General features: G+C 51.7%; 26 protein-coding genes and 1 pseudogene. 7 read left to right on the top strand and 20 right to left on the bottom strand.

From position 1 onward, the window contains the following. Position 1: 1 nt before the first annotated feature. The 12 genes and pseudogenes from ET464_RS04710 to ET464_RS04660 all read right to left on the bottom strand — a co-directional run bounded on the left by ET464_RS04710 (position 2) and on the right by ET464_RS04660 (position 11,167). A complete protein-coding gene (locus tag ET464_RS04710) occupies positions 2–958 on the bottom strand; it encodes a metal ABC transporter substrate-binding protein (RefSeq protein WP_129438676.1) in 957 nt (318 codons plus the stop codon). A 1-nt stretch (position 959) separates the two neighbouring features. Beyond that, entirely contained in the window at positions 960–1,790 is an 831-nt protein-coding gene (locus ET464_RS04705) for a metal ABC transporter permease (RefSeq protein WP_129438674.1), read from the bottom strand. Positions 1,791–2,204: 414 nt separating this feature from the next. Continuing rightward, positions 2,205–4,109 carry a ribosomal protection-like ABC-F family protein gene (gene abc-f, locus ET464_RS04700; protein ID WP_129438672.1) on the bottom strand — a complete coding sequence of 635 codons (1,905 nt, stop codon included), beginning with the start codon at positions 4,107–4,109 and terminating at the stop codon, positions 2,205–2,207. A gap of 102 nt (positions 4,110–4,211) precedes the next feature. Next, positions 4,212–4,307, bottom strand: coding sequence for an RAxF-45 family protein (locus ET464_RS20540; RefSeq protein ID WP_279630131.1), 96 nt, complete (start codon positions 4,305–4,307; stop codon positions 4,212–4,214). A gap of 149 nt (positions 4,308–4,456) precedes the next feature. Further along, positions 4,457–5,188, bottom strand: a complete 732-nt coding sequence (locus ET464_RS04695) for a hypothetical protein (protein WP_244226664.1) — start codon at positions 5,186–5,188, stop codon at positions 4,457–4,459. A 33-nt stretch (positions 5,189–5,221) separates the two neighbouring features. Continuing rightward, the gene (locus ET464_RS19740; RefSeq protein ID WP_165279896.1) at positions 5,222–5,362 is read right to left on the bottom strand and encodes a hypothetical protein; all 141 of its coding nucleotides are present in this window, start codon (positions 5,360–5,362) and stop codon (positions 5,222–5,224) included. A gap of 87 nt (positions 5,363–5,449) precedes the next feature. Then, positions 5,450–6,493 carry a hypothetical protein gene (locus ET464_RS04685; protein ID WP_129438670.1) on the bottom strand — a complete coding sequence of 348 codons (1,044 nt, stop codon included), beginning with the start codon at positions 6,491–6,493 and terminating at the stop codon, positions 5,450–5,452. A gap of 118 nt (positions 6,494–6,611) precedes the next feature. Beyond that, the gene (locus ET464_RS04680) at positions 6,612–6,941 is read right to left on the bottom strand and encodes an antibiotic biosynthesis monooxygenase family protein (protein WP_129438668.1); all 330 of its coding nucleotides are present in this window, start codon (positions 6,939–6,941) and stop codon (positions 6,612–6,614) included. 245 nt (positions 6,942–7,186) lie between these two features. Then, on the bottom strand, positions 7,187–7,774 hold the full coding sequence (locus ET464_RS04675; RefSeq protein ID WP_129438666.1) for a hypothetical protein: 588 nt from the start codon (positions 7,772–7,774) through the stop codon (positions 7,187–7,189). Next, complete coding sequence (locus ET464_RS04670; protein WP_129438664.1) at positions 7,767–9,521, bottom strand: sensor histidine kinase; 1,755 nt, start codon at positions 9,519–9,521, stop codon at positions 7,767–7,769. The genes ET464_RS04675 and ET464_RS04670 overlap by 8 nt, the downstream gene beginning before the upstream one ends. Beyond that, on the bottom strand, positions 9,518–10,198 hold the full coding sequence (locus tag ET464_RS04665) for a response regulator transcription factor (protein WP_129438663.1): 681 nt from the start codon (positions 10,196–10,198) through the stop codon (positions 9,518–9,520). Before ET464_RS04665 ends, ET464_RS04670 begins: the two co-directional genes overlap by 4 nt. Before the next feature lie 185 nt (positions 10,199–10,383). After that, positions 10,384–11,167: pseudogene (locus tag ET464_RS04660) on the bottom strand (MFS transporter). A gap of 164 nt (positions 11,168–11,331) precedes the next feature. On the opposite strand from ET464_RS04660, the gene ET464_RS04655 reads away from it, so the two are divergent. Next, a complete protein-coding gene (locus ET464_RS04655) occupies positions 11,332–12,231 on the top strand; it encodes an ATP-binding cassette domain-containing protein (RefSeq protein WP_129444088.1) in 900 nt (299 codons plus the stop codon). Beyond that, the gene (locus ET464_RS04650) at positions 12,228–13,016 is read left to right on the top strand and encodes an ABC transporter permease (RefSeq protein WP_129438661.1); all 789 of its coding nucleotides are present in this window, start codon (positions 12,228–12,230) and stop codon (positions 13,014–13,016) included. Before ET464_RS04655 ends, ET464_RS04650 begins: the two co-directional genes overlap by 4 nt. A gap of 57 nt (positions 13,017–13,073) precedes the next feature. Here ET464_RS04650 and ET464_RS04645 read toward each other — a convergent pair whose 3' ends face one another. Then, on the bottom strand, positions 13,074–13,856 hold the full coding sequence (locus tag ET464_RS04645; protein WP_129438659.1) for a TetR/AcrR family transcriptional regulator: 783 nt from the start codon (positions 13,854–13,856) through the stop codon (positions 13,074–13,076). A gap of 220 nt (positions 13,857–14,076) precedes the next feature. Here ET464_RS04645 and ET464_RS04640 point away from each other — a divergent pair, with 220 nt between their 5' ends. Genes ET464_RS04640 through ET464_RS04625 form a run of 4 tightly spaced genes read left to right on the top strand, consistent with a single transcriptional unit; the run spans position 14,077 to position 16,807 of the window. Next, positions 14,077–14,946, top strand: coding sequence for a transporter substrate-binding domain-containing protein (locus ET464_RS04640; protein WP_129438657.1), 870 nt, complete (start codon positions 14,077–14,079; stop codon positions 14,944–14,946). Between the two features lie 3 nt (positions 14,947–14,949). After that, positions 14,950–15,594 carry an amino acid ABC transporter permease gene (locus ET464_RS04635; protein ID WP_129438655.1) on the top strand — a complete coding sequence of 215 codons (645 nt, stop codon included), beginning with the start codon at positions 14,950–14,952 and terminating at the stop codon, positions 15,592–15,594. Positions 15,595–15,608: 14 nt separating this feature from the next. After that, the gene (locus tag ET464_RS04630; protein WP_129438653.1) at positions 15,609–16,367 is read left to right on the top strand and encodes an amino acid ABC transporter ATP-binding protein; all 759 of its coding nucleotides are present in this window, start codon (positions 15,609–15,611) and stop codon (positions 16,365–16,367) included. 14 nt (positions 16,368–16,381) lie between these two features. Beyond that, positions 16,382–16,807, top strand: coding sequence for an OsmC family protein (locus ET464_RS04625; RefSeq protein WP_129438651.1), 426 nt, complete (start codon positions 16,382–16,384; stop codon positions 16,805–16,807). An 88-nt stretch (positions 16,808–16,895) separates the two neighbouring features. On the opposite strand, the gene ET464_RS04620 is transcribed toward ET464_RS04625, so the two are convergent. The 3 genes from ET464_RS04620 to ET464_RS04610 all read right to left on the bottom strand — a co-directional run bounded on the left by ET464_RS04620 (position 16,896) and on the right by ET464_RS04610 (position 21,030). Then, positions 16,896–18,923, bottom strand: a complete 2,028-nt coding sequence (locus ET464_RS04620; protein ID WP_129438649.1) for a Na+/H+ antiporter — start codon at positions 18,921–18,923, stop codon at positions 16,896–16,898. 81 nt (positions 18,924–19,004) lie between these two features. Continuing rightward, entirely contained in the window at positions 19,005–20,144 is a 1,140-nt protein-coding gene (locus ET464_RS04615) for an NAD(P)/FAD-dependent oxidoreductase (protein WP_129438647.1), read from the bottom strand. A gap of 22 nt (positions 20,145–20,166) precedes the next feature. Further along, positions 20,167–21,030, bottom strand: coding sequence for a helix-turn-helix transcriptional regulator (locus ET464_RS04610; protein ID WP_129438645.1), 864 nt, complete (start codon positions 21,028–21,030; stop codon positions 20,167–20,169). A 141-nt stretch (positions 21,031–21,171) separates the two neighbouring features. Here ET464_RS04610 and ET464_RS04605 point away from each other — a divergent pair, with 141 nt between their 5' ends. Then, positions 21,172–22,302 carry a glycoside hydrolase family 88/105 protein gene (locus tag ET464_RS04605; RefSeq protein ID WP_129438643.1) on the top strand — a complete coding sequence of 377 codons (1,131 nt, stop codon included), beginning with the start codon at positions 21,172–21,174 and terminating at the stop codon, positions 22,300–22,302. Between the two features lie 148 nt (positions 22,303–22,450). Here ET464_RS04605 and ET464_RS04600 read toward each other — a convergent pair whose 3' ends face one another. The 4 genes from ET464_RS04600 to ET464_RS04585 form a co-directional block, all read right to left on the bottom strand. Then, a complete protein-coding gene (locus ET464_RS04600) occupies positions 22,451–23,938 on the bottom strand; it encodes an Lsa family ABC-F type ribosomal protection protein (protein ID WP_129438641.1) in 1,488 nt (495 codons plus the stop codon). Positions 23,939–24,228: 290 nt separating this feature from the next. After that, positions 24,229–25,434 carry a winged helix-turn-helix domain-containing protein gene (locus tag ET464_RS04595; protein ID WP_129438639.1) on the bottom strand — a complete coding sequence of 402 codons (1,206 nt, stop codon included), beginning with the start codon at positions 25,432–25,434 and terminating at the stop codon, positions 24,229–24,231. 84 nt (positions 25,435–25,518) lie between these two features. Further along, positions 25,519–25,821 carry a hypothetical protein gene (locus ET464_RS04590; protein ID WP_129438637.1) on the bottom strand — a complete coding sequence of 101 codons (303 nt, stop codon included), beginning with the start codon at positions 25,819–25,821 and terminating at the stop codon, positions 25,519–25,521. Positions 25,822–25,977: 156 nt separating this feature from the next. Further along, positions 25,978–26,412 (bottom strand): DUF1284 domain-containing protein, encoded by a 435-nt coding sequence (locus ET464_RS04585; RefSeq protein ID WP_244226663.1) that lies wholly within the window; start codon positions 26,410–26,412, stop codon positions 25,978–25,980. Positions 26,413–26,477: the final 65 nt, after the last annotated feature.

The following is a 26,477-nucleotide window of genomic DNA, read 5'->3' as shown; positions in this document are numbered from 1 at the left end:
TCTATTCGTTCAGCGCCTTTTGCAAAGCTTTCAAATTGTTCGTCATGATGCTGATGTAATCCAGATGATTCGTTTTGTCTTCATCCGTCAGCCCTTCGAGCGGATTCAGGACATCGGTCTTGGCGCCAATCTCGTCAGCTACGGTTCTCGCGACCTTCGGATCGACTAGCGTCTCGAAAAAGATCGTCTTCACATCGTTTTGTTTCGCAAACTTCACAATTTCCGCCATATTTTCCGGAGACGGCTCTTGATCGGGAGATAATCCGGCGATCGGGATTTGGGTCAGCCCGTATTCCTTCGCCAAATAACCGAACGCGGCATGCTGCGTGACGAAGCTTTTCTTTTTGACATTTTGCAGACCGGCGCGGTAGTCCTGGTCCAATTGCTTCAGCTTGGCAATATAAGCTGCCGCATTCGTTTTGTAATCCGCTTTATGAGCGGGATCGGCCTGCTCAAGCGCCTGTTCGATGGCCGACACTTCTTGCTGGGCCAATACAGGGCTTAGCCACACATGCGGATCCAAAGCCTGCTCTTCGCCATGGCTGCCATGGTCTTCCTCATGGTCTTCCTCATGCTCCTCTTCCTCCTCTGCTGTGCCTTCTATAAGCGAAATCCCCTTGCTTGCCTGGACCGCAATCCGTTTGTCATTTGGCGCAGCCGATAATGCGCTGTCTGCCCAGCCTTCAATCAGACCGTTATATACAAAAACATCCGCATTCTGAATGATCGTCATATCTTTGGCGCTTGGTTCCCAATCATGCGGTTCTACGGATGGCGGTATAAGCGCCGTTACATTCGCATGCTCCCCGGCTACTTGCTTCGTAAATTCATACATCGGATAAAAGGTAACGGCGACATTCAGCTTCCCGTCGTTGGCATGACCGGACGTTTTGCCGCAGCCCGACAGCAAAGCGATACATAACAATAAAGCAGCAGATAGCGATAACCCATATTTCATTCTAAGATATCCTCCATTTATATGATTTGACTATAACTTGCAATCGTTTAATGCCAAGCCCGGCAACGAGCAGCAACAGCAATACAAAAGCAATCGTTGCGCCAGGCGGAAAATCAAACGCATAAGATGCCGTTATCCCCGCCAGCGTTCCCGTCAGTCCGGTTATCATGGATAACAGTATCGCGGCCGCAAATCCCGATGCTACCCGAATTGCCAGCGCAGCGGGCAAAATGAGCAGCGAGGACAATAGCAATACGCCAACGATTGGCATGGCAGAAGCGACAATCATGCCGGTTACGACACTGAATCCGAGCGAAACCCGCGCCACCTGCACGCCGCTGGCTTTGGCGATATCCTCATCAAACGCAATTAAGTAAAGGGATCTCCGGAACACCAAACAAAAGATGGCGCCAATCATTGCCGAAATAAACAGCTCCAGCAGATCCGTCCGGCCAACGGCTACAACCGAGCCAAACAAATAAGACGATAAGTTCATGTTCACGCTTTTGTTCATGGCAATCATGATCATAGCCAGCGATAATCCGCCGACCATAATGATCGCCACGGACAGCTCGCTGAAGCTTTTGTACACCCTGCGCACGTATTCAACAGCTGCCGCCCCGATTATGGCAACTGCAAAACCGGTGATTGACGGATTCAGCTGTAGATAAGCGCCAAGGGCGACACCAGCCAGCGATACATGCGACAGCATGTCGGCTACCATAGCCTGCCTTCTGAGCAGCAGATAGACGCCGAGTACCGATGCGATCAGCGCGATCATACTGCCCGCGAGCATCGCTCTGCGCATAAAATCGTATTGCAGCATCTCCATGTCTAGCCTCCTTTCCCATCCAAGATGTAAGCCCGTATCCCTTTCCTCGGATAAAAGGCTTTCGAATAAATAGTAACCATTACGATTAGGTGGCGATAATAAAGTTCAATCGTATGGATTGAACTTGTTTTGCCTATTGGCCGTGCATTTGGCTCCCCCTCTCTTTTATGCTATAGCCTTTTTATTCGTAACTATTACGATTAGTGTATACAATAACAGAACTTCTCTTAATCGTCAACATTACGATTAAGCTTTTTCCTCTATCACGCGGCAAATAAACAAACACCGGCTATTGGATCTTTCCAATAGCCGGTGTTTGTAAGTGAGAACTCTTTTCGAGCGTGAGCGCGAGCAGGAACGGTTATGCTTGTTGTGCAACCCAACCCAAACTTTCATGTCTGGTATCGTTTGGTCTTATTCGCTAAGCTTCAACCATTGCTCGGTCCGTTCATCCAGCTTGATTTGAAGCGCTTCTCTTTCTTCCCATTTCGCTGCCAGCTCCTTTAGTTCCGCCGAATCGGACAGCCGGGCTATTTCCGAATCTAATCTAGCCAAGTCTGCTTCGATGGCAGTGATATGCTTCAGCAGCTGTTCACTGCTTTGGGTCCTATCCTTCTCTTTCCCTTTACTCGGCTGTTCAAATTTCTTGCCCGGCTGCTTATGCAGTTCACCGGGCTTATGGCTTCTTAACTGATCCCGCTTTGCCTTGTAATCCTCGTAATGACCGGAAAAACAAAGTAAACGCGCATTTTCGATTTCCCAGATCTGCTTCGCCAGCCGGTTAATAAAATACCGGTCATGCGAGATGGCGAACACCGTTCCCGGAAAATCTTCGAGCGCTTCTTCCAACGCTTCGCGTGAAGCGATATCGAGATGGTTCGTTGGTTCGTCCAACAGCAGCAGATTAGGTTTTTTTCGCATGAGCATCGCTAGACGCAGCCGGGTCCATTCGCCGCCGGAGAGCGACTGCAGCGGTTTAAATACATGAGTCCCGTAAAACAAGTAACGGGCCAGCTCGCGGCGGGCTTCCCCTTCCTCCAATGCTTCTTCTGTACGGAAATAATCCAGAACCGACTGTTTTTCATTAGGAACAGGCTCTTGCTGGGCCAAATAACCGATAACTAGCCGGGAGCCTTGCGTAATTAGCCCTTCATCCGGAGCTAATGCGCCTCTTAACAGATGAAGGAAAGTCGTTTTACCTGTACCGTTACCTCCAACCAATGCAATTTTATCTCCAAACAGAAGGCTGCCCTCCGCTTGCTCTACAATTAGCCGGTTTCCAAACCGTTTGGTCAGCTGCTCAAACGAAATCACTCTTTTGCCCGAGCGATCCAGCATCGAAACGGAAAAATCAGCGTTTTTTTGTTCCAGCACCGGACGTTTCACCATGTCTATTTTCGACAGCGCTTTTCGAATAGAGGCAGCTCGTTTGAAAAACTTATCGTTACCGCCGATTTTGCCCCATTCTTCAAGCTGGCGAATCGTTTCTTTCATCTTTTTTATCTTTTTTTGCTGTTCCTGGTATAAATCAAACTGCTGCAGCAGCCGCTGTTCCTTCTCCAGCATATAACCGCTGTAGTTCGTCGGGTACGTACAGGATTCTCCCTCCTCAAGCTCAATCAACTTCGTGACCACTGCGTCCAGAAATTGCCGGTCATGCGATACGATGACACATGCCCCGTCATAACGCCGCAAATACTGCTCCAGCCACTCGATCCCTTTTAAATCCAAATGATTGGTTGGTTCGTCCAGAAGCAGCAATTCGGGTCGAGCTACAAGCTGTGATGCAAGGACAACACGTGTCTTTTCTCCGCCTGACAAGCTGGAGAATAGGCCGCTGTCACGGCTGCGGTCAATTTGCAGCCCGTTTGCCACCTGATCAATGGACGCATCCATTTCATAACCGCCAAGCCGTTCGAAGTTCTCCTGCACGGAGGTGTAGCTTGTAAGCAAACGATCCAGATCACGGGCATGACCGGATGTATCGCTGCTTGCCATGTCATATTCCAGCTCCGCCATTTGCTGTTTCAAGCCCGTCAGCTCCAGAAAGCCGGATGCAAGCACTTCATACACGGTCATATGCTCATATTGCGATGGAATTTGCGGCAAATATCCGATATGCAAATCTTTCTTGATGGAGACTGAACCGCTGTCAGCGGTCTCAGCCCCAGATAACAGCTGTAGCAGCGTTGACTTTCCGCTTCCGTTGCGGCCGATAAGGGCTACCTTCTCGCCGGCTTGCAGCTGGAAGGTTACGCCATCCAATACGAGATTGGCGGCGTTATATTTTTGAACTTGCTGTAAGTTAACAATTATCATAGTAAGAGCCTCCTGCTCCAGGAAAACCCTTCTTAAACACACAAAAAAAGAGCCGCGGCAACAAGCCCGCGGCCCTCTGGATCATAACATCATCCGTAGTGGTCAAGGTAGGCGTCTTCTCGCGAATGGTTTAATCGTATAGTCAAAAATAGACAGACTGATCCCGTTCGCGATTAAAGCGGAAAAAATGCCAGCCATCGACAATGGCAGCTGGCTAAGACGGTTGTTAACCCATTCGTGATTCACCTACCTCACCTCCCTTTACATAATTAGGATTACTATATCACAGCAGAAGCTCCCGCTCAACCCGATTCCTATTTCATGGCATTAACGATTTGCGGGGCTATTTATTCAAAGGCAACCTCTTGATTCAAAATGATCTCTTTTCTAATATATTCCGAAATCGGCGCATACGGGATTAACTTAAATCGAACCTGATCCAGACTGTCCGGCAATCGGGGAATAACGAGAAAACTAAGCTGAGTATGTCCGCTGCCGCCACTTGCGCCATCCCTGTGTACAGAGTACTCCTGCTCGCCCGTCACTTCCAATTGCAGCTTCGGACGCATATGTCCATTAAAGTCGTCTGTCTCCGTTTGATAAATTTCTACAAATACAATACTGCCGTTCTCGTGCTGCATCGCATGTGTCAATTCATATTCAAAACCATCCAAGATGGTCTTTTTCATAATTGGCAGCACATGAACCAGCTTGCCGGGCCCTTGTGGCGTAATGACCGGAAAACGTATGGAAAAAGAATCAATTATGGCATTCAGCTGAGCTGCTTCCATATCGAATTCGTTCGCCCAATTGCTTAGCAGCTCCTGGGGCGGAAACAGCCGTTTGCCTTTGGCTGCTTCCTTGCGCTTCATGATTAACGTTATGATCTGCTTATCAATTGCTTGCACTTCATCATTGTATTCGTTAGGAATTGCCTTGAATTCGGTCCAGCCCATTTTGAAGCCTCCTGCCTGGTTAATGTCGGGTTTATCCACTATGACAGACTGTCCGGGATATACCGTCACGTTGCGGTACGTCTTTCCGTTACCGTCCGGCATATACCCGCGTTTGATGTACATTTTTTGGGGCGTTTCCGTAATCCGGGTATAACCCTACTCCAAGTCCAATGCGTCCAGACAGCGGTTATAATAATCGCTTGGTTTATGCCACGGATAACGAGCGGCAAATTGCTGTTCCCGTAAATCCGGTTTCTCCGGACTGGAAAACCACTTTAATGTAAGACCCATTTCCACCGTGAACTTTCTCCTTATCAACCCATCAAGATGGAAACAAATCCCTAATACTTTTTCGTGAAAAGGATGCCGCTTTCCTGCTCTAATTTACGAACGATGAGCTTCCGCTTCTGAAGCTTGGATCATCTGCTCAGCCGCTTGCCGCAGCTCAGGCAGGAAGTTAAGCGTTTGCCGGGCACGCTTGGCCATATCTTCAAAAGAATAAATTCCGAGATCAGCCGCCATCTCACGAAAAGACGGCTCGTAGACGGGCAGCAGCTCCGGCTGGTCCACCGTAAAAATATGATGGCATCTGGCAAACGTAGCCATCATCCAAAATACAGCTTCTCTGTGATTCCCCTGCTTGATCAGCACGCGGCTGCCGTCGATGATAATTGGTTTTGCCGCTGCGGTGATGTCGGAGCTGAACGGCAGCAGCGTTCTGGCAGCAGCAGCTGCTGTATCAAAAGTCCGCTCCAGCTGCTGCAAATGCTGTTCCACACGCTGCGCGCTTATAGTCTCACACCCCAGCAAGCGCAGCAGCTTCTCGTAAAGCGCCATACGATTATCGGCAGCAAGAACCCGGGAAGCCGCCAAATAACGCAGCCGTACGGTTGGATTGCGAAGCGCTGCAACCAGGATGACATGTGTCGTAATGCCTGTAGGAAACAGCCACGACGTTATTGGGGCATGCCAAGGCCCGGCCGGCGGAATAGAGCTCAGCCCGTTCTGAATGGACTGGAGAACATGCTCACAGCGTGCGCGTACCCACTTTTTTTGTGCAAAATGCCGGGAAACCTCGCTCTGCAGCTTCCGCAAATAGCCAGTAGGATCATCAATAATCGTGTCTGTCCGCAATCCGCCGGCCAAATGATAAGAAGACAACACGGCTTCAGGGGAGGAAAGCTGCTGCAAAGCTAAAAAAGAAATTTCAACAAGGACGCCCTGATGCAGCAGCTTGCCCGGCTTCATCGGAAGATTGTCCCGGTTCAGCACAACCATAACGTCAATATCCGAGCCGATCGGCATATCGGCATCATCTGGCAGCCCTACCGTCGACCCGCTGATGTAAGCACCGCAGTACTGTTCAAGCCCGCTGCCGCGGCTCCGTACCCAATCCGCTGCCGCCTCCCTTACCTGTTTCACCTTCATCTCATCAGAACCTCCTTGTTCATGTCACAACGTCATAAGCTGGCAGTAGCAAGATGACATAGCCATGAATGTAACAAAAAAAACCGGTCAAGCATTCACTTGCCGGTTCCAGTCCGATTTATAACCCCATAAAGTTTTCGCGTTCAACCTTTGCAACCCGCAGGCCAAATTGGTTATACCAGGTTGACTTGCCTTTTTCCTGTGCAACACGGTGCAAGGCGTGGTTTTTCCACGCCTGAATCGCTTCCAGCGAAGCCCAATAGGAAACGGTGATGCCAAGTCCGTCCGTACCGCGGGTACTTTCCACGCCAAGGAAACCTTCCTGCTCTGCAGCCAGCTCCACCATTTTGTCGCCCATTGCTTCGTATCCGATGTGGTCTCCCTCCGACAGCTGCGATGTGAAAATAACCGCATAATACGGCGGTTCAGGCGTACGTGCAATACTCATAGCTTTCATCCCCCTCTTCTGTGGGTGCCCTACGCAAATGAATAAGTCAAGTAATACCCCTATTGTACCGCATCCGTTCCAAAGGAAAAAGATACCTTCTGCACCGCTCTATACCGGGATACCCTGGCGGAATAACCTCGCATTCTCCATTCTCGCGATAGCTGAATCTTATACCGGAATAAACCTTCGCGCACAAAAAATCCCCCCTGCACAGCGGCTGCACCCGCCGGCAAGGGGACTTTCCGTTACATTAATGTGATCGTTTTTTTCCAGGTAAGCTCCTGATTATCGCTGTTTTTGAATACAAATACGACCTCTCCCTTTTCGCCCTTCATGGAATCGGGATAAAAAAAGCCGGTAAACTGCCCGTCGCCGCTAATATAAAAGCCGTCTTCGCCATTTTGCCCGTGCTGAACAGCTTCAGCGGTCGTATTTACGATTGTGGTTGTCTCCGATATCCATTGCATTTCCGACAAGGCATACCCGTCCGGCCGCTTATTGACTGTAAAATCAAAGCTGTTCCCTTCAATCGGCTTAGGCGTTTGGTCGATAATGATCAATATTTCACTGCTTGTGCCGGATGGTGCGGCTGAAGCAGCGTCATCTTCCGGAGCGGCAGATGCCTCCGTACCGCCTGAAGCAGCTTGGCCTTCCGCCGTATCGTCCGGGTTAGCGGAAGCTGTGCTGCCGCTGCCCTCCTGCGTCTGGCTGGTCTCTGCCGGAGAAGCTCCGGCATTCCCGGATTTCCCTTCGTTCGCTGCCCCGCATGCGCTGATAAGGAGCAGCGCGCAGCATGCAGCAGCCACCCACAACCCTTTTTTGACTTTATTCATCTGGATCTCCCCTGCTTTCTTTAAGTGTAAATGAAAAAGTAACGCCATGATCCGTATTCGCTGCATCGTATTCGCTGCCGTGCAGCTCCAAAATATGCTTGACGATGGCCAGCCCAAGGCCCGTTCCGCCTGTTTGGCGGTCTCTGGAACGGTCTGCCCGGTAGAAAGGTTCCCATACTCGCGGCAAATCCGCCTCTGCGATGGATGGGCCGGTATTTTCGACCGAAACGGCAACCGTTCCTTCCGCAGTTCGTTTCGCTTCTATTGTAATCGCGCTGCCTTGGACCGCATAACGGATCGCGTTGCTGAACAAATTGGACAACACCTGCTCAATCCGTTTGGCATCGGCTTCCACAACAAGCTGTTCCTGTTCCGGAAATACTGCCGTAAGCTTCTTGCTCTCCAGCAGAGGCGTAAACAATTCCAGCGTGCTGCGTATGAGCCCGGAGATCGGGAAAGTGCCGGTCTGCAGCTGGATGGCTTTTGCTTCATACTTGGACAATTCCAGCATATCCATAATCATTGCATTCATCCGGTCAGTTTCGCTCACGATCAAAGCGAGGTACAGTTCTTTTTTCTCGCCGGCAATTCCGTCCTGCAGCCCTTCGGCAAAACCTTTCACGATGCCCAGCGGCGTCTTCAGCTCATGCGAAAGATTGGCAATCAGCTCTTTTCGGAGCGCTTCCGACCGCTGTTTTTCTCTCATATCTTCCGCTAGCTGTTCGTTGGCGGCAGTCAGCGTTTGCATGGCTGCATCCAGGCTGCGGGACATCTCCATCAGCGTCTGCGACAGCTGTCCAAATTCGTCCTTCGTCTTTATCACCGGCTGGGCTGTAAAATCCAGCTTGGCAAGCCTCGATGCCAAACGGTTAAGCTGGACAAGCGGACGGGCGATGATACGCGAATAAAAGACGGATAACACGATAGCCAGCAAGAACATTAATGGCGTTAAATAAATGAAATAATGCTTTAACACGCCTACGGCTTCCCCGACTGGCTGAAGCGAAGCCATCACGAGCAAGTAACGGCTGTTTTCCGCATGGGAGGCGTCCGGCACAGGCTGAAGCAGCACGGCGTAACGGAAGCCGCTCCATTCATCGGTCCATTCCCGCACGAGAGTCCGGCTCGTCGGCATCCGGGACAAATCCGGATTCGAATTGCGGATGCTTTCCTGCAGCGCGTCGTCTAACAGTGCATCCTCGTAATACGGATTAGACGAGCGCTGCTCGGGCAGCAGCGCTTCCGCCACAAGTCCGCTTACTCTAACCAGCCCTTGCTCCGGCGCCTTGCTGTGCGGCTGGAAAATAACCGGATGCAGCACCGTGTCCGCCTCATCCATATAGATCCCGTCAACCGTAATTGAATCTCCAGCATGTATGCCATGCGGAACGGCATCCATCTTCATCCCTTTGGGTGAGATAAGCACCGTGATCAACTTTCCGCCGGCCTGCACCGCAACATAATACGGATTTATCACAATCCGTTCCAGATTATGGTTCAGCAGCGCCGCCCCTGCATCATTGCTGTTCATAAACGTTCCAAGCAGCTTGGACATCTGCTGGTCATGATCCGCCGCTGCCGCTTCCTGCGCCAAATGTTTCATGCTGCGCTCCAGCGCATGTAGTTTGGACGAACGGTAAAACCGTTCGAAGAACAGCCCCTGCGCCAGCAGCACAATGGTAAAAGCTGCCGCGATGAGCAAAGCCGTAATCACAAACAATTTAAATACTACGCGGTTTGTTCTCATGTCTCCGTCTCGAATTTATAACCCGAACGTATTACGGTATGAATATATTCGCCGGCTTCACCCAGTTTTGCCCGCAGTTTTTTGATATGCGTATCGACCGTTCTCACATCCCCCAAATAATCGTACCCCCAGACAGCGTTCAGCACATATTCGCGCGGCAGCACTTTGCCGGCATGCTTCATCAGAAATAGCAGCAGCTCGTATTCTTTGGGCGACAAAGCGACCGGTTCGCCATTGACGGCTGCGGCATGCGACAAGCGGTCCACCGACAGCTTCCCGTATGCGAGCAAATGCTCCTCGCGGCCAACCGTGCCTTCCGTCCGTTTCAGAAGCGCTTTGGCGCGGGCGACAAGAACCCGCGGGCTTAACGGCTTCGTCACGTATTCGTCAGCCCCCAGCTCAAAGCCAAGCAGCTGATCGTTGTCATCCGCCCTGGCTGTCATGATCATAATCGGAACATCGGATTGCTTCCGGATATGCCGGCACACAGACCAGCCGTCCATTTCGGGCATCATGATGTCCAGCACGACCAGGTCCACGTTATGCTGTTCGAACCGTTCAATGGCAAGCCTGCCATTGTCCGCTTCGATAACGAGCCATTGCTCCTGTTCGAAATAATCCGTAATGAGCTCGCGCAGCAGCATATCGTCTTCAACCAGCAAAATACTGCGCCTCATGGCTGCACCTCCTGTCTGCAAAGCTAAGTATAAGCCGCTCTTGTGTCCGTCGTGTGTACACAAGCCAGATCGGAAATCGGATGTAAACAAAAGGCAGCCTTCCGAATGCCGGAACGAGAGTTCATTCCTCCGAAAAGGCTGCTGTTTATACAATGATGAAACGGATAGGCCTCATCAACCTGCTTTTATATCAGTTCTTTCCTTCTGCGCAAATAGATAATCAGAATGAGGCCCGAAATCGAGCTTAATGCCGCACATAAGCCAATGAAGCTGTATCCGGCCTGCAGGCCGTGCAGCAGCCCCTCTTGCGAGCCGGCTTCATAGAAGCTTTTGACCAAATCGATAATACCGCCAATCAAATAATTGCCGATAACGCTGCCAATCCCCATTAAGGTAACGATAAATGTGATCGCCGTATCGCTCCCATTGGCATAACGTCTGGCGATAAACGCCATAACCGTCGGATAAATCATGGCGATACCGATCCCTGCCGCCGCAAACAGAAAAGCGAAGCTTTCGCCCCCGGCAATAGCCGTAGAAGCCATGCGTCATATTCATCATCATGCCGGTGTTTTTCACAAAAATACGCGCGCTTAGAATCGCGAGGGCGATCTCCAGCATCTTGTTTCCGATATACATCAGAAAATACGACGCCGAGAACAACCCGTAATGCTGCGAATAATAGATGAGAATGCCGGAGGCCGCCATTAACGCAAAAGAAGTTATCGTTACCCATTTAATCCCCCATATCCGGGTTAAATAAGCTGTAAACGAGCAGGCCAGCAAATAACCTAGCGAGTTAAGCGACAATAAGGTGCCCAGCTGTGCTTCGGTTAGCGAGAAATCAAACTGAATGCGCGGGATCGCCGGGCCTTTAATATTTTCCGAGAACCCAAAAATCATAAATCCTAAAAAAATCGTTGCCAGCTGCATGGCGTAAATTTTGTTGATACGACGTTTCTTCACCATTATTCCCCTGTCTGCCTTATCGTATTGAAGCAGGTTGAACTACGTAACCGGCCTTTTTATCGGTCCTCCAAACGAGTTTCATTTCCGTCTGAGGAATGAGGCATAATTACTGTATACGACATATACTGTTTATATATTAATCAATTAAATAAGGAGTGAATGTGATGGTATTACATGCCATTGAAGTAAACGGCTTGCGCAAAAGCTACGGCGCCCACACCGTGCTTGACGGCATCCGCTTGTCGGTTGCAAAAGGAACGATATATGCGCTGCTTGGACCAAACGGCGCCGGCAAAACAACGCTGATTCATATTTTATCGACCCTGGTCCATCCTGACAGCGGTTCTGCCCGAATTGCCGGATATGACATCCTATCGGACCGAAACAACGTCCGGCAAGCGATCAGCCTTACCGGCCAATTCGCTGCAGTAGACGAAGTGCTGACCGGTTCGGAAAATTTGATGATGATGTCCCGGCTGTCCGGATTGTCGGCGGCACAATCCCGTACCCGGACGAAAGAGCTGCTGCAGCAATTCGAGCTGGAGGAAGCCGCATTCAAACGGGTAAAAACGTATTCAGGCGGCATGCGCCGCAGATTGGATCTTGCGGTCAGTCTCGTTGTCAGCCGTCCGGTGCTGTTTCTCGACGAGCCTACAACCGGCCTTGATACGGCCAGCCGCCGCTCCTTATGGGAAATGATCCGGCAGCTGAAGAATGAAGGAATGACCATTTTCTTGACAACGCAATATTTGGAGGAAGCCGATCAGCTTGCCGATGAAATCGCCGTGTTGAACGGCGGCAGAATTGCCGCTGCCGGAACGGCAGATGAATTGAAAGCACGGGTTGGCGGCGAAGTCATCGAGCTTCGCGGACTGAAAGATGAGCTGATCGGTTCCATTCCGACGGACGGGAGCGTCCGAGATGTCCGGCAGAAGCTGAATGAGCTGGAGGCATCCTGTCCCCCGGATGTTCGGATTGTCATTCGCAAGCCAAGCATGGACGATGTATTCCTTGCCTTAACGGGCAGCAGTCCAGCTCTTCACAAGGAGGTATCTTTAGGATGAATGCGAACAAACACGCGGTTAAACCTGTTTCATTTGCCGTCACCAATGCCGTCTTTATTGGAAGAAGCCTGCGCCACAGCCTGCGCAACATGGAGTCGTTAATGATGGCGGTTATGCTGCCGGTCATGCTGATGCTGCTGTTCACTTATGTATTTGGCGGCGCCATTGCACCCGGCGGCGATTATGTCAATTACGTCGTGCCGGGCATCATCTTGCTGTGCGCCGGATTCGGATCGTCCAGCACGGCGGTTGACGTTGCAACGGATATGAGCAATGGCATTATCGACCGGTTTCGGACGATGCCTATCCGCAGCATAAGCGTCGTCACCGGGCATGTAGCCGCCAGCCTTGTGCGAAATCTGCTTGCGACATGCATCGTGATCGGCGTTGCCCTGCTGGTCGGATTCCGGCCTTCTGCCGGGCTGGCCGAATGGCTGGGAGCGCTCGGAGTTATCATCCTGTTTATTCTCGCATTCACATGGCTGTTCGCCGCCATCGGCCTTGTGACGGGCAGCCCATCCGCCGCCAGCGGCTACGGCTTTGCCCTGCTGTTCCTGCCATACCTGTCCAGCGCCTTTGTCCCGACAAGCACCATGCCTTCATGGCTGCAAGGCTTTGCCGGACACCAGCCGATTACGCCGGTCATTGAGACGATCCGCGGATTGCTTGCCGGCTCAGCCGATGCGGGATACGCTTGGCAGGCAGCCGCCTGGTGCGCAGCCATACTGGCGCTGTCGGTGCTCTGGTGCGCCATTTCGTTCCGCCGCAGAGGCGGCCGCCGGTAACGTCCTGATCTCTATAAGTGAAGGAACAGCGCTTCAGACACAGTCGAAGCGCTGTTCCTATTGCCTTTCCGCTTTCAGCTTCAAGTAATGCTCGAAGCCGTCCAATATCCGGTCCAGCCCAAACTCCAAGTCGTCGCCGATCGGATTGTCCGCTTCTTCCGTATAGGCGCCGGAATGAAGCACCGGATGCAAATACGGGAACAGCTCGGGCTTCACCAGCAGCCTGAGCGCATCTCCGTACCGATGTCCGTTAAACGATTCCAGCCCGTCTCCGGTACGGACAGCTGTATCCGCATCTCTGGCGATTAGCCCGCAGGCGCGCCCATAGCTGCTAAGCAGCATCACAAATGACATTTTCTCAAAATCGTTAAGCGGAAACTTGCTCATAATGCGCAGCACCCAGTCCACGATACGCAGGTTTCCGGGCGTAAGCGGCACGCTTTTAATCGGAATGTCGCCGAACCAGGGATGGTCCCGGAATACGCCGATACAAGCCCAGACGAACGCTTTCATTTCCTCGCGCCAAGGTTTGCCTTCCACCTCCGGCGGGATCGGGATATTGCATACAGCGTCCTGCATCAGTACCAGCAGATCGTCTTTGCTTGTCATATAACGGTAAAGCGACATTGTCGTATAGCCAAGCGACTGGGCCACTTTGCTCATGGACACGGCCGCCAGCCCTTTCTGATCCGCTATCGCAATAGCCGCGTCTACAATTTTTTTAATGCTGAGCTCGCCTTTTGGCCCGCGCTTCTGCTGCTTGACGATTCCCCAGCTCAGCGCTACGCCAGGCGGCAGCTGGCTCAGCTTGTCTTCGCCGGTAGTATGTTCGTTATCCATGTTGTCCGCCGCTCCCTATCCTGAACTTTTATGTGTAGCACATATACAGTATAGCCTATTGCCCATGTTTTTCCATAGTCTCTTGGCTGGACTTGAACCCGGCAGCAGCTTTCCTCTATCTGATCCTTCTCCGTGCCCGCCTGTTATCCGTTATTTGGAATGAATCGGAATCCCGCAGGAAATAATACGTGCAGCAAAATAACCAAGGGGGGATCGCATCATGTACAGAAAATGGCGTTATGGCGGGCTGGCCGCAGTTTGCTTCATTGTGTTGCTGCTTGCTGCATGCGGCGGAAATTCAAACGGCGCCGGCGCCGGCAAAAACGGCACGAATGGGACAGGCAGCCCGGCCGCCGGGGAATCCAATCTGCTGGAGCAGATTAAAGCTTCAGGCGTGCTGAAGGTCGGGCTGATGGGCACCTATGCGCCGTACAACTTTTTGAACAAAAACAAGGAGTTGGACGGGTTTGACGTCGACATTGCCAAAGAGGTTGCCAAACGGCTTGGCGTGAAAGCGGAGTTTGTGACCCAGGACTGGTCGGGCATGATCGCCGGTCTGCAAGCCAAAAAGTTCGACGCCGTCATCAGCCAGATGACCATTACGGACGAGCGGAAGCAGCAGATGGACTTCTCCGATCCGTATATTACGAATGACGTCAAAATTATTGTAAAAGACAGCAACACCAGCATTACCAAGGTGGAAGATTTCAAAGGCAAAAATATCGGCGTCGGGCTTGGCACCAACGATGAGACATTTTTGCGTACCGAGCTGATGCCGAAGGTCGGCAAATTTACGATCAAAACATACGACGACGTCATTATGTCGCTGGCTGATTTAAACAATGGCCGCATTGACGCGACGATTAACAACATCTACGCCTTGAAGCCAATCATTGACGAGAACGGCTACAAAATAAAAGCAGTCGGCAAACCGCTTAAATCCGATCAGGCCGGCATCGCCGTGCGTAAAAATAACCCTGAGCTGGTAGAGGCGCTGAACACAGCGCTGAATCATATGCGGGATGACGGCACCTATACGAATATATTCAAAAAGTGGTTTGGCGAGGAACCCGCCGCGCCGGCAGCCTGACCGATGCAGCTCGTCTTGGACAACCTCCCTTTCCTGCTGAAAGGAGCGTATTATACGCTGCTGATTACAGTCGTATCCATGTTTTTCGGCTTAATCATCGGAGTTGCCGCTGCAGTCGCCAGGCTGTATGGCAGCAAGCCGGTACGCGGGATCGCACGCGTATATGTATCAGCCATTCGCGGCACGCCAACTCTGGTGCAAATCATTATCGTCTATTACGGCCTGGTGGAATACGGCATTATGTTCGGCCCGTTAACTGCGGCTTATGTTGCGCTCAGCATTAATATCGGAGCTTATTTGTCGGAGACGTTCCGCGGCGCCATTATTGCCGTGCCCAAAGGGCAGACGGAAGCGGCCTATGCAACGGGAATGACGCCTTGGCAAGCGATGCGCCGCATCGTGTTCCCGCAGGCGCTGCGCATCGCCATACCGCCGATGGGCAATACGTTTATCGGCATGCTGAAGGAAACCTCTCTTGTTTCCGTTATCACGGTTACGGAGCTGCTGCGGTCCGCTGATTTGCTGATCGCCCAATATTATGTATACATGCCGTTCTATATCGCCGTTGCCGTTATGTACTGGATTCTCAGCACTTTCTTCTCCTCCATCCTGTCGCTGGCGGAGAAACGCTTGTCCATCGCTTATTGATCGGAGTTAAACGCATGATTACTACCTACGGATTGCATAAGTCGTTCCAGCAGCATGAAGTGCTGAAAGGTATTGATCTTCATGTCGCAAAAAGCGAAATCGTCGTGCTGCTGGGGCCAAGCGGCTCGGGTAAAAGTACATTGTTACGCAGCTTAAACGGGCTGGAGCAAATAACGGCGGGCCGCATTGAGGTGAACGGCATTCGCCTGGATGCCGGGCTTCCGGCCAGGCGCCAGGCGAAGCTGATCCGCGATATCCGCCGCCAGACGGGGATGGTGTTTCAGCAGTTTAATTTATATCCGCATATGACGGTATTAGGCAATGTGATTGAAGGGCTTCGGACCGTCAAAAAAATGAAGAAGGACGCGGCTGTCGCCATCGGAGAACGCCTCCTCGACCGGGTCGGGCTGAAGGATAAAATGGATGCCTATCCGTCCCGCCTGTCCGGCGGCCAGCAGCAACGGGCCGGCATTGCGCGGGCGCTGGCGATGGACCCGCAAATTATGTTGTTCGACGAGCCAACCTCGGCGCTTGATCCCGAGCTTGTCGGCGAAGTGCTGCTGGTGATGCAGGAGCTCGCTCAGGAAGGCATGACGATGCTTATTGTCACCCATGAGATGAAATTTGCCCGCAACGCGGCAAACCGGATTATATTTATGGCCGATGGCGTTATAGTGGAAGAAGCGCCGCCGGAGCAGTTTTTTGAAGCTCCTCAGCAGGAGCGTTCCAAACGGTTTTTAAGGCAACTCTCTTCGTATTCCCCTATTCTTTGATTGGAGGTAAATGCATGCAGGTTCAAACCGTATGGAAAGGCAAACGGGCATTTGATTCCACAGGCCCGTCGGGCTACCGTGTTCAGATGGATGCTACGGCCGCTTATGGCGGCGACAGTAAAGGCACAACGCCGATGGAACTGGTGCTGTCGGCGCTGGCCGGCTGTATCGGGATTGACGTCACGATGATATTGGATGCTTTTTTGGATAAAGTGAAATCAATCGAGATCGAGACGACCGGCGCCCGCAAGGAGACGCAGCCAACTGGCTTTACGGCCATTGAGCTTCTATTCCGCGTGGAAGGCGATATTCCCGACTACCGGTTCTGGAAGGCGATCGAGCTGGGCAAGCAAAAATATTGCGCCGTAAGCGACTCCTTAAAGGCGGACATTACTTACCGCCTGATCTTAAACGGCACGGAGTACGTCAAGCCGGAATAGCTGCCAAACGGTAGGCACAGCTGCACCAATCCAAACGGCAAAAAGGCCGGACAAATGCGGATTCGCATTGCCCGGCCTCTTGGTGATGTTATTCGGCATACTCGTACAACGTCACATTCTCAATATAATTGAGGAACCGCCTTAATTCCTTCGCCTGTTCCCGGCTAATCGTCCCCGCCTCAAACATCATTCTAATTTCAGAGCGTTCAATATCCATCACTTTAAGCCGCAATTCTTCTTTCTGTTCCTGCTTTTCGGCCAAATCAAGCGGATCTGTCTGTTTCAGTTTACTGCGCAGCCGGCTTATCATTCGTCTGTAGTCGGATTTGACCCCATCCGCGATTTCAGGCGTATTCATTTCTTTCGCATAAGCTTCGATGGCATGTATAGCGGATTCCATCGCCTTCAACTGGATATCCATGCCTTGCTGCAGCAAAGCGATCTTCACCTGTCTGCCCGCTGATCCGGGCTTGCTCGTCCGTCTCACCTTGCGGAACAGGCTTCGAATCACGTAGGTCATCCCCAAACGCACGCTGCCGGCTAATCGTTTCTCCCTGCTGTCCAAAATTTGCTCAAACGCGTCAAACAAATGACTATCCAGCTGACCTTCGCGGGATGCCGCCTCTATAACCTCCCGCTCCGCCTGCAATGCTGCGAGATGAACCTGGGTAATTTGCTCATGATAACGCCCTGCTTGTTCAGGCATGATCTGCTGAAACATTTGCTTATATTCATCAATCAGCTCATAAGCTGCGGCTTCGTTCTCCTCGGTAATCTGCTTCCGTAGCGTCCGAATGGCAGACAACAGCATCTTTTGCTTCGCCTCGCTCATATCCAGCTTGGCGCCTTCCCCTTCCGTCCCACCGGTTTCACGGCTTACAAACGGCAGCAACAGCGTAGCTGCGAGGATAGTAAACAATATAACCCCTGCCGCCAAAAACAAAATAAGGGATCGCTCCGGGAACGGACCGCCGTCACGGATCACATACGGAATAGACAGAACACCCGCCATCGTTACAGCGCCGCGCACGCCGGTCAAGCTGGTCACAAGCGTAGTGACCAGCTTCGGCTTAGCAGGCTTTTCCGTACGGCCGGTCCGGTATTCATACCAGGCGAACAGATGCGTCCATATAAACCGGATGCCCAGAATTACAAGGCCGATCGTAAACGCGTAGCCGACCACTAACGTATTGCTCATGTTCGGGTTCGCAACGGTTTCCCGGATTGTTGATGGGATATTTAAGCCTAACAACAGAAAAACAAGGCCGTTTAAAATAAAGGACAAAATGGACCAGGCATTTTCGGTCAGCACTTGTTCCTCCGCTACCAGCGTTTCGGTCCGTTCCTTCACTAGTGCATGGATCATGCCCGCCACAACGACAGCAACGACGCCGGATGCATGCAGCCATTCCTCCGTGACGATAAAAATAACAAACGGCGTCAGCAGCTGCAGCAGCGTATGAAAGGCGGCATCCTGAATGCCCTGCTTTCGGAGCACAAACCGAATGCCGGTCGACAGGATGCCCAGCACGATGCCAAGCAGACCGCCGATAACAAACATATAAGCGAAATCAAACAATGCTTTATGCAGCGAAAAGTAGCCGGTGACGACAGCCGCTACCGCATAATTAAACGAAACAAGGCCGGTTGCATCATTAATCAGTGATTCGCCGCGCACGAGATGAAGCACCTTCTCCGGAATGCGGATCCGTTTCGCAATGCCGTTAACCGCCACCGGATCGGTTGGCGATAGAATGGCGGCCAGTGCAAACGCGGCTGCGAGCGGAATGGAAGGGATAAGCCAATGAATAGCGTAACCTCCGCCGATTGTCGTAATCAGAACAAGCAGAATGGCGTTGCCAAGAATAGCCCCTTTCATATTCCACAGCTCATCGCGCGGAAAATGCCTGCCGTCGTTATAAAGCAGCGGCGCTACAAACAGCAGCAGAAACCATTCCGTTTCAATCTCAAACGAAACGTGGCTGACGGCAAGCGCCAGTCCGATTCCTAATGCGATTTGAATAAGCGCCACAGGAATCGAAGGCAAATAATGGCTTACGACATTCGAGAGAAGCAAGCAAATAAGCAGCAAAATAACTTGAGTTAATAAGTCCATCTCCGGAACCCCTTTACCGTCGGTAAAATATACCTCCAGTTTAGGCATGGTTCCTGAAATTATTCGGAGTGCTCCTCTGATTTATAATAGGCTGCTGTCTGCTAATGCCCCGTTCAGGCTGTAATCGGCAAGGTCCACCTCCAGCTCCATGCCTAATGCAAGCTTCGCCAGCTGGCTGCCGATGTACGGCCCCATCGTTAAACCGGATGCGCCAAGCCCGTTAACGGCAAACAAATTGTCCCATCCGGGAACAGCGCCGATTACCGGGAGAAACCCCGGCGTGAAAGGGCGAAAGCCTACCCGCACCTCGGTAAACGTGCTGTCCGCAAGTCCCGGAGCCAGCGCTAAGCCCTTCTCCAGCACTTCCTGCATGCCGCCTGCAGTTACGCGGGTGTCATAGCCCTCCACATCATTCTCGTGGGTAGCGCCGATGACGATTTTTTGATTCTCGAATGCAAGCAAATACTGGTCCGCAGGCGGCATTACGACCGGCCATTCCCCGGTATTCCCTGCGGCACGATGAACTTGTAAATGCATGATTTGCGCTTTTTGGTAGCTTACCCGAAAATGAAGGCCTAACGGCTGCAGCAGCTGCCCCGCCCATGCGCCCGCACAAATTAACACTTTGTCCGCCTCGTACAACTCGCCGTCAATTGTTACGCCTGCCGTCCGTCCGGATTTGGCATACAGCGCAGCATCCCCTTGCAGCAGCTTGGCGCCGTTTCGCTGCGCCGAACGGATGAGCGCATCCCGCAGCGCCCGGCCGTCGACACGGGCAGCTCCGCTTATTCTCACGGACGCGTAGCCGTCTGCAAGCAGCGGAAACTGCTTCTGGGTTTGCTGCTCATCCAGCCGCGTAATTTCGCCGATTTCCGGCGCATCCGCCTGCCGCTTGCAGGCGCGATCTTCGATCTGGCCGATTTTGGCGGCATCGGTATGAATGCTGAGTGCGCCAACTTGCGAATATCCGGTTTCCGTCTCGCCTTCGCTCTCAAGTGCTGCGATCAGCTTCGGATAAAACTTTGCTCCCGCCTTTGCCAGCCGGTACCAGGCTTGGTTGCGCCGCTGGGATATCCAGGGGCAGATGATGCCTGCGGCAGCATCCGTTGCTTGCCCGGCATCTTTCCGGTCTACAAGAAGCACGTCCGCCCCAAGCTTGGCCAGCTGGTACGCGGTTGATGCGCCGGCAATGCCGGCGCCGATCACGATCAATTTACTCATCGTTTCATTTCCTTTCTTGTTGTCAAGGCCGCTTAAGCAGATTTGTTTTCCGATAATATAACGGCACATGACCGGTAACCGATTTGAACACTCTGCCGAAATGCGTAACACTGCTGAAGCCCGCTTTTTTGGCGATCAAGCCGACTTTCAGTGAAGAAGCCTGCAGCAGCTTTATCGCTTCCTTTACTCTGACGCTGTTTACATATTCCACGAACGTATAACCGGTTACTTCTTTAAAGAAACGGCTTAAGTAATAGGGACTGACAAAAAATTTCTCCGCCAGCACATGAAGCGTCAATTCCTCTGCATAATGCCCATTGATATATCGGACGATCTCCAGAATCGTTTCGTGCATCGGGCTTGGCGCCGGAAGCGGATCCAGGCCGCTTCGCCATACACGCCGGCAGCAAATTAAGAGCAGCTGCAGCGCCAATGTGCGGGCGTACAGGTCAAAGCCGGGTTGATGGTCTTCCATTTCATGCAGCATGCGTTTCGTGAGTTCATCCAATACAATCCGGTCCTGAACAGAACTAGTTATAATCATGTATTCCTTGTCCAGTAAGGGCTGGAACAAAGGGGTGACGATATCATTTCCGCTGCCATAAACCGAACTTAACATGCCTTCGTCCATATTAATAATAAGCCGTTCATGAGCAGGCATTTCGGTATTCGTTGTCCGGTGCAATATATGCGGAGCAATAACGACGACATCGCCTTCACTCACTACAATCGTCCGGTCTTTAATGAAAAACTCTCTTTTCCCGGAGATCAAATAAAAAATTTCATAAGTGCTATGCCAATGGCTGGCCGGCATATGGTGCCGAAGCGCCTTCCGATGGGACACAGAGAAGGTTCCATCATCACTTTCATATTGCAGCTCATCCATCCGGTTTGCCCTCCCTAAAGCATTCTCCTTTATTATACGTATCTGTCCCATTCACGCAAAATATAAGAAAAAAGGAGCTGTTTGCGCAAAAAATGTACATTTCTTCGTGTTAACCTGTTGGTAACCAAAGGAGGAATGACAATGAATAATGCGGAAACTTATGCGGCGAAGCGATATGTGCAGCCGGCTTCTCCCCTCGAATGGGCGGAAAAAGCATGCGAAGCGTTAATGTTGAAGTATGAGCCGGAGCAGCTGCCGCCGGACCGGTTCCATTATCATCAAGGCGTATTCTTGTCCGGCATGGAGAAGTGCTGGCGGGAGAACGGGAACAGCCGTTATCTGGACTATATTAAACGCTGGGCGGACAGCCAAGTCCTCGCTGACGGAAGCATCCGGAAGCATGAAGCGGATGAGCTGGATGATATTCAACCCGGCATCCTGCTGTATAATCTGTATGAACAGACAGGAGACGAGCGCTACCGGAAAGCGCTGTACCATCTCGTGCCGAAGCTGAAGACATGGCCGTCCAATCCGTCAGGCGGGTTCTGGCATAACGGCCGCAGCCGCGATCAAATGTGGCTGGACGGTTTGTATATGGCCGGCCCGATTGCCGTTCAATTTGGCCAAACCTTTGGCGAGGATGTTTATTTTGACATGATGGCCAAACAGGCGATTCTGATGGACGATCATATTAAAGATCCGGTTACCGGATTGATGTATCACGGCTGGGACGAAAGCAAATCCGCCGAATGGGCCGATCCGGTAACCGGGCTTGCGCCTGAGTTCTGGGGACGGGCAATCGGCTGGTATCCGGTTGCGATATTGGAGATGCTCGATCATCTTCCTAAAGACCATAAAGACAGGGACCGGTTAATCCGTATTGTCCGCGAGCTGCTTGCCGCATTGACGAAATATCAGCATCCCGAGACCGGATTATGGTACCAGGTGGTCGACAAGGCTGAACAGCCTGGCAATTGGCCGGAAAATTCCTGTACCTCCTTGTACGTTCAAGCCATTGCGAAAGCGATGCGGCTAGGTTATTTGGACGCCAGCTGCATGGACAATGCATGGAAAGGCTATTACGGCGTCTTGGACACGCTGCGGTTCGATGAGAGCGGGCATGTTGTCATCGGGCATATTTGCATCGGCACCGGCATCGGGGATTATTCGCATTACATCCACCGCCCGACAAGCGAAAACGATCTGCATGGCGCAGGCGCTTTTGTACTTATGTGCGTGGAAATGAGCAAAGCTTCCGTCTCGGCAAGCTGAATAAAACAAGAACCGCGCATGAATCGGTTCCTGGGAATCGGGATTGCCGTTTCATGCGCGGTTCTTGTTTTTCCATGCGGGGCATCGCTTCCCGCAGCAGCTTGCGCCAAGCATAGCCGGCTGATAGTTAATCGCACGGACGGATGACTTAATCCTTCTGCAGTTCAACAACCTTCGTTGCGATATGGCTGCAAAACTCGCTGTCATGCTCAACGAATACAATCGTCGGCTCGTATTCAAGCAGCAAATCTTCGATCTGCATCCGTGAGATGACGTCAATAAAGTTAAGCGGCTCATCCCAAATATGGAGATGGGCTTGCTCGCTCAGGCTTTTGGCGATAAGCACCTTTTTTTTCTGGCCGCCGCTAAATGAAGCGATATCTTTCTCAAATTGCTGCCTGGAGAAATCCAGTTTGCGCAATATCGCTTTAAACAAGCTTTCATCAATATTGTGATTTCTCGCGAAGTGGGTCAGATTGCCATGCAGAAACGACGTATCCTGTGACACATACGATATTTGCAGCTGGCTGCCCTTCCGGAAGTTCCCGTCATGGTCGATGTTGTCCCCGCAAATCAGCTTCAGAATGCTGGATTTGCCGGAGCCGTTCCGTCCCGTTACCGCAATCCGGTCGCCCTTCTCGATCGTAAAGCTGACATCACGGCAAACAGCTTTGCCGCCGTAATATAAAGTCACATGATCCAGTTCCGCAAGCTGATTTTTAGGATATGGCAGCTGCGTCAGCTTTAAGGTTTCAGCGCTTTCCACGTTTTTCAGCAGCTTCGATTTGTCTTCGGCAGCAGCTTGCTGCCGGCCTTCGATCGCTTTGGAACGCTTCATCATTTTGGCTGCTTTATGGCCAATGTACCCTTTGTCTACTTTGGAACCGGAATTTCTGGTGCCGTTTTTAGTTTTCTCCACTTCATGCGACCAGTCGCTTTTTTGCTTGGCGGATTCGTTCAGCCGTTTAATATCTTTCTTAAGCTTCTCATTTTCCGCAAGCTCATAATGGTCCTGCCGCTGCTTGTTTTCCCACCAGTCCGAGAAATTGCCCCGCTGGATTTCAATATTCGTTTTGTTGATCGACAGAATGTGATCCACGCAGCGGTCCAGGAAGGCGCGGTCATGCGAGACGAGAATAAACCCTTTTTTACTGTTCAGATAACGGCTAACTATCTTTCTTGCTTCCATATCCAGATGGTTTGTCGGCTCGTCAATAAGCAGGAAGCTGTTTTCTTTCAAAAACAATGCCGCCAGCATGATCTTGGTCTGCTCCCCATTCGACAAGGAGCGGAACGGCCGGTACAGGACATCATCTTCCACCTGCAGCAAGGATAACTCGCGCAGCAGCTCCCAATGCACATAATCGGGATAGATGCTTTCGACCACTTCAATCGTGTTCAGCTCGTCATTGTCCACCTGGAAAGGGAAATATTCAAACTCCACCTGCGAGGAGATCGTTCCACGGTACTCGTATTTGCCCGTCAGCAAGTTTAGAAAAGTCGTCTTTCCTCTGCCGTTTCGGCCTGTAAATCCAAGTTTCCAATCCGTATCGACTTGAAAACTGACATTGTCAAAGATCGTATCGTAACTGCCGTCATAAGCAAAGGTCAAATTCGCCACATTAATTAATGACATAAAATATCCTCCTGTATTCCAAAAAATAAGAAGAGCCGCAAGAAAGTTACCTTTCTGCGGCTCCAATTGAATACAACAAAACCAGCCCGCTCTGGGGGCGCTGGAATCGGATATCGTATCGTATGGGCCGAAAGATAACGCAACTTTCTTGCAGTACAAATAAAACATGCGGCAACCCGCATTCTCGTTTTATTTCGTCCGGCAAGAAGTTCTACATTAATCTTTCAGCCCCAATCGTTAAAAGTGAACCCATCATATCATGGTCCAAAATGAATTTCAACTGCAAGCCGTCACGATTCCCAAATAACGTCCGTTGCTCCATGCGCTTGCGCAAATGCCTCCAGCGCCCTCATCATGCTGCTGTCTGCTTGTGCCGGGCCATCTCCCGATGCGTCCAATTGCAGCAGCTGCACCCTCAGCACCCCCTGCTTTCGGTCCAGCCGCGGGTCCATCCGGCCGATAAGCCGGTCCCCGGCTAGAATCGGCATCGCGTAATAACCGTACTTCCGTTTGACTGCCGGTGTATAAATTTCCCACCTGTATTCAAAATCAAACAAGTCTTCAAGACGTTTACGGCTCCAGCAGACATTATCGAGCGGCGGCAAAAATGTAATCGTTTCTTCATCGCCGGCGGAGATGGCCTCTTCCTGACGAAGCAGCTCGTCGCGGTCGGAAGATAATATATAATAAGGCTGTTTGACCCCATCCGCCTCAACAGCTGTAATAAGGCCGTCCTTCCCGCACTGTCCGATGATGCCGCGCCTCTCCGCAGCGCTGAACCGCTGCCAGCCAAACCGGGAGTCGCTTGGCTCGAATACGCGATAGGCCCGGAAATATTTCAACAGCAGCTGCCGGCTTGCTTCCTCCGGCTTCAGCTTCCCGGCTTGCTCCAGCAATTTTCCGGGAACGCTTTGCTCCGTCAAATGAAAAAGCCGCTGATTCCCTTCCCGCCCGACAATCCGGATATAAGCGGCGTCGGTCAGGAGGTTGAGCGCATGTGAGGTTGCTTTGGTCTTCGCAGCCGTATTATCCCAATAGCCATGCACCCGCTGATCGGATTCAAAAGCTTTGGACGGCAGCGGACCATCCTCCTTCAGCTTGTCCAACACATGTGCGGCTACAGGCTGAAGCGCATCAATCGCCTCTTTTGTATGCGCCCGCATCCGGCTTCGCACAGGCTCCAGCATCGGAAAATGCTCCATCGGAATGAGACAAGCTGCGTTGGCATAATACTCAAACAACGCATTGCCGCGCAGCAGTTCATGAACGATCTCCGGCTCATAGCCGGCTATTCTGGCCGACAAAACCAGATGCTGGTTCGGCCGCACCGCCGATACCGGATCAATCTGGATGCATTCCAGCCGGCGAATAACGTCCAGCACCAGCTGCCGCCTGTTCTCATGATCCAGCTTCATTACCGTCCGGGGTTGAAGAAGCAGCTGCTTCTCCAGCAAAAAACGCCTGAGCGCCCGTTTCGTAGTTTGAATCGTATTCATACATGCCTGCCCCTCTCGGTTTAAAGGAACGAATGACACAAAATCCCGATCACCTTGCAGGGCAACCGGGATTTTGCATACGGATTAACCTTCAGCCACATCCGCTCGAAGCGCGCTTGCCGCCTCCAGCATAACGGGAATGACCGCTTCATTCGTGCCGGATACATAAACATCTCCGGCATAATACCGGAACGGAATAAGGGCGCTGCCGCTGTCCCACATAAAAAAATGCCCCTCGATCGACATCGTGCTCGATTCGTTCTTAACGGTGAAAACGGATGTATACGTAAATCCGGTTCTGGCTTCAAAATAAGCGTGGCATTCCTCCAGGCTGATCTCCCCCGCCGGCTCTTGAAACTGTCTCGTAATGCGGTAACGTTGACTCATCTTTCCATAACCCTCCATGCTTGTGCCTTACCATAATTCAACATATATTAACATATCATGTTGTGAAAGTATACGAGGAGACAGAACCGGCAGCTCTAAAACGGAAGGAAAGCCCTCCCATTCCTGCAATCGGAACGGGAGGGCTTTCCTTTCATTTTACCGGGCTTCGGGAAGCTCGCGCAGCGACCCGCTTTCGCGAATATGCGCGACCCCCTCCTCGCATAACCCAAACGGCTGCCATATGCAGTCGCTGCATAATGTGGCGATATCATGCGGTTTCACTTGCCGGGCGACTTGGTCGCATATGGCTTGCCAGCTTAGCTGCAAACCCGGCTTCAAGCCGACCTGCTGCAAAATTTCCCGGTCTTTCCGGTATACGCTTGCATTCTCGCAATGGGACGGCTGATCGGACGGAAAGGCTGCGCATACATCATCCGGCCCCTCGATCAGCTTGATCGCGGTGTACGGCTCCTGCCTTAACGTTTCATAGATCGCCGACATATTGACGCAAAACGACTCCGAATACCCTTTTCCCCGATAGCCAAGCAAACAAAGCAAATGATGCCCTCTCAAACGGATTGGCTTGTCCACAAGAACCCCTCCCTGCAGCAAATATATGTTAAAAATAAATGCAATATACAATTTTTTCTTGGTTC

Source organism: Paenibacillus protaetiae, assembly GCF_004135365.1.
In the GTDB taxonomy this organism is placed as follows: domain Bacteria; phylum Bacillota; class Bacilli; order Paenibacillales; family Paenibacillaceae; genus Paenibacillus_AP; species Paenibacillus_AP protaetiae.
The sequence above is the reverse complement of the archived record's forward strand: the minus strand, read 5'-3'. Positions and strand labels throughout refer to the sequence as shown.

Coding starts and splice junctions, on each gene's coding strand:
- ET464_RS04710 (WP_129438676.1), bottom strand. CDS start 958: ATGAAATATGGGTTATCGCTATCTGCTGCTTTATTGTTATGTATCGCT.
- ET464_RS04705 (WP_129438674.1), bottom strand. CDS start 1,790: ATGGAGATGCTGCAATACGATTTTATGCGCAGAGCGATGCTCGCGGGC.
- abc-f (WP_129438672.1), bottom strand. CDS start 4,109: ATGATAATTGTTAACTTACAGCAAGTTCAAAAATATAACGCCGCCAAT.
- ET464_RS20540 (WP_279630131.1), bottom strand. CDS start 4,307: ATGGCTGGCATTTTTTCCGCTTTAATCGCGAACGGGATCAGTCTGTCT.
- ET464_RS04695 (WP_244226664.1), bottom strand. CDS start 5,188: ATGTACATCAAACGCGGGTATATGCCGGACGGTAACGGAAAGACGTAC.
- ET464_RS04685 (WP_129438670.1), bottom strand. CDS start 6,493: ATGAAGGTGAAACAGGTAAGGGAGGCGGCAGCGGATTGGGTACGGAGC.
- ET464_RS04680 (WP_129438668.1), bottom strand. CDS start 6,941: ATGAGTATTGCACGTACGCCTGAACCGCCGTATTATGCGGTTATTTTC.
- ET464_RS04675 (WP_129438666.1), bottom strand. CDS start 7,774: ATGAATAAAGTCAAAAAAGGGTTGTGGGTGGCTGCTGCATGCTGCGCG.
- ET464_RS04670 (WP_129438664.1), bottom strand. CDS start 9,521: ATGAGAACAAACCGCGTAGTATTTAAATTGTTTGTGATTACGGCTTTG.
- ET464_RS04665 (WP_129438663.1), bottom strand. CDS start 10,198: ATGAGGCGCAGTATTTTGCTGGTTGAAGACGATATGCTGCTGCGCGAG.
- ET464_RS04655 (WP_129444088.1), top strand. CDS start 11,332: ATGGTATTACATGCCATTGAAGTAAACGGCTTGCGCAAAAGCTACGGC.
- ET464_RS04650 (WP_129438661.1), top strand. CDS start 12,228: ATGAATGCGAACAAACACGCGGTTAAACCTGTTTCATTTGCCGTCACC.
- ET464_RS04645 (WP_129438659.1), bottom strand. CDS start 13,856: ATGGATAACGAACATACTACCGGCGAAGACAAGCTGAGCCAGCTGCCG.
- ET464_RS04640 (WP_129438657.1), top strand. CDS start 14,077: ATGTACAGAAAATGGCGTTATGGCGGGCTGGCCGCAGTTTGCTTCATT.
- ET464_RS04635 (WP_129438655.1), top strand. CDS start 14,950: ATGCAGCTCGTCTTGGACAACCTCCCTTTCCTGCTGAAAGGAGCGTAT.
- ET464_RS04630 (WP_129438653.1), top strand. CDS start 15,609: ATGATTACTACCTACGGATTGCATAAGTCGTTCCAGCAGCATGAAGTG.
- ET464_RS04625 (WP_129438651.1), top strand. CDS start 16,382: ATGCAGGTTCAAACCGTATGGAAAGGCAAACGGGCATTTGATTCCACA.
- ET464_RS04620 (WP_129438649.1), bottom strand. CDS start 18,923: ATGGACTTATTAACTCAAGTTATTTTGCTGCTTATTTGCTTGCTTCTC.
- ET464_RS04615 (WP_129438647.1), bottom strand. CDS start 20,144: ATGAGTAAATTGATCGTGATCGGCGCCGGCATTGCCGGCGCATCAACC.
- ET464_RS04610 (WP_129438645.1), bottom strand. CDS start 21,030: ATGGATGAGCTGCAATATGAAAGTGATGATGGAACCTTCTCTGTGTCC.
- ET464_RS04605 (WP_129438643.1), top strand. CDS start 21,172: ATGAATAATGCGGAAACTTATGCGGCGAAGCGATATGTGCAGCCGGCT.
- ET464_RS04600 (WP_129438641.1), bottom strand. CDS start 23,938: ATGTCATTAATTAATGTGGCGAATTTGACCTTTGCTTATGACGGCAGT.
- ET464_RS04595 (WP_129438639.1), bottom strand. CDS start 25,434: ATGAATACGATTCAAACTACGAAACGGGCGCTCAGGCGTTTTTTGCTG.
- ET464_RS04590 (WP_129438637.1), bottom strand. CDS start 25,821: ATGAGTCAACGTTACCGCATTACGAGACAGTTTCAAGAGCCGGCGGGG.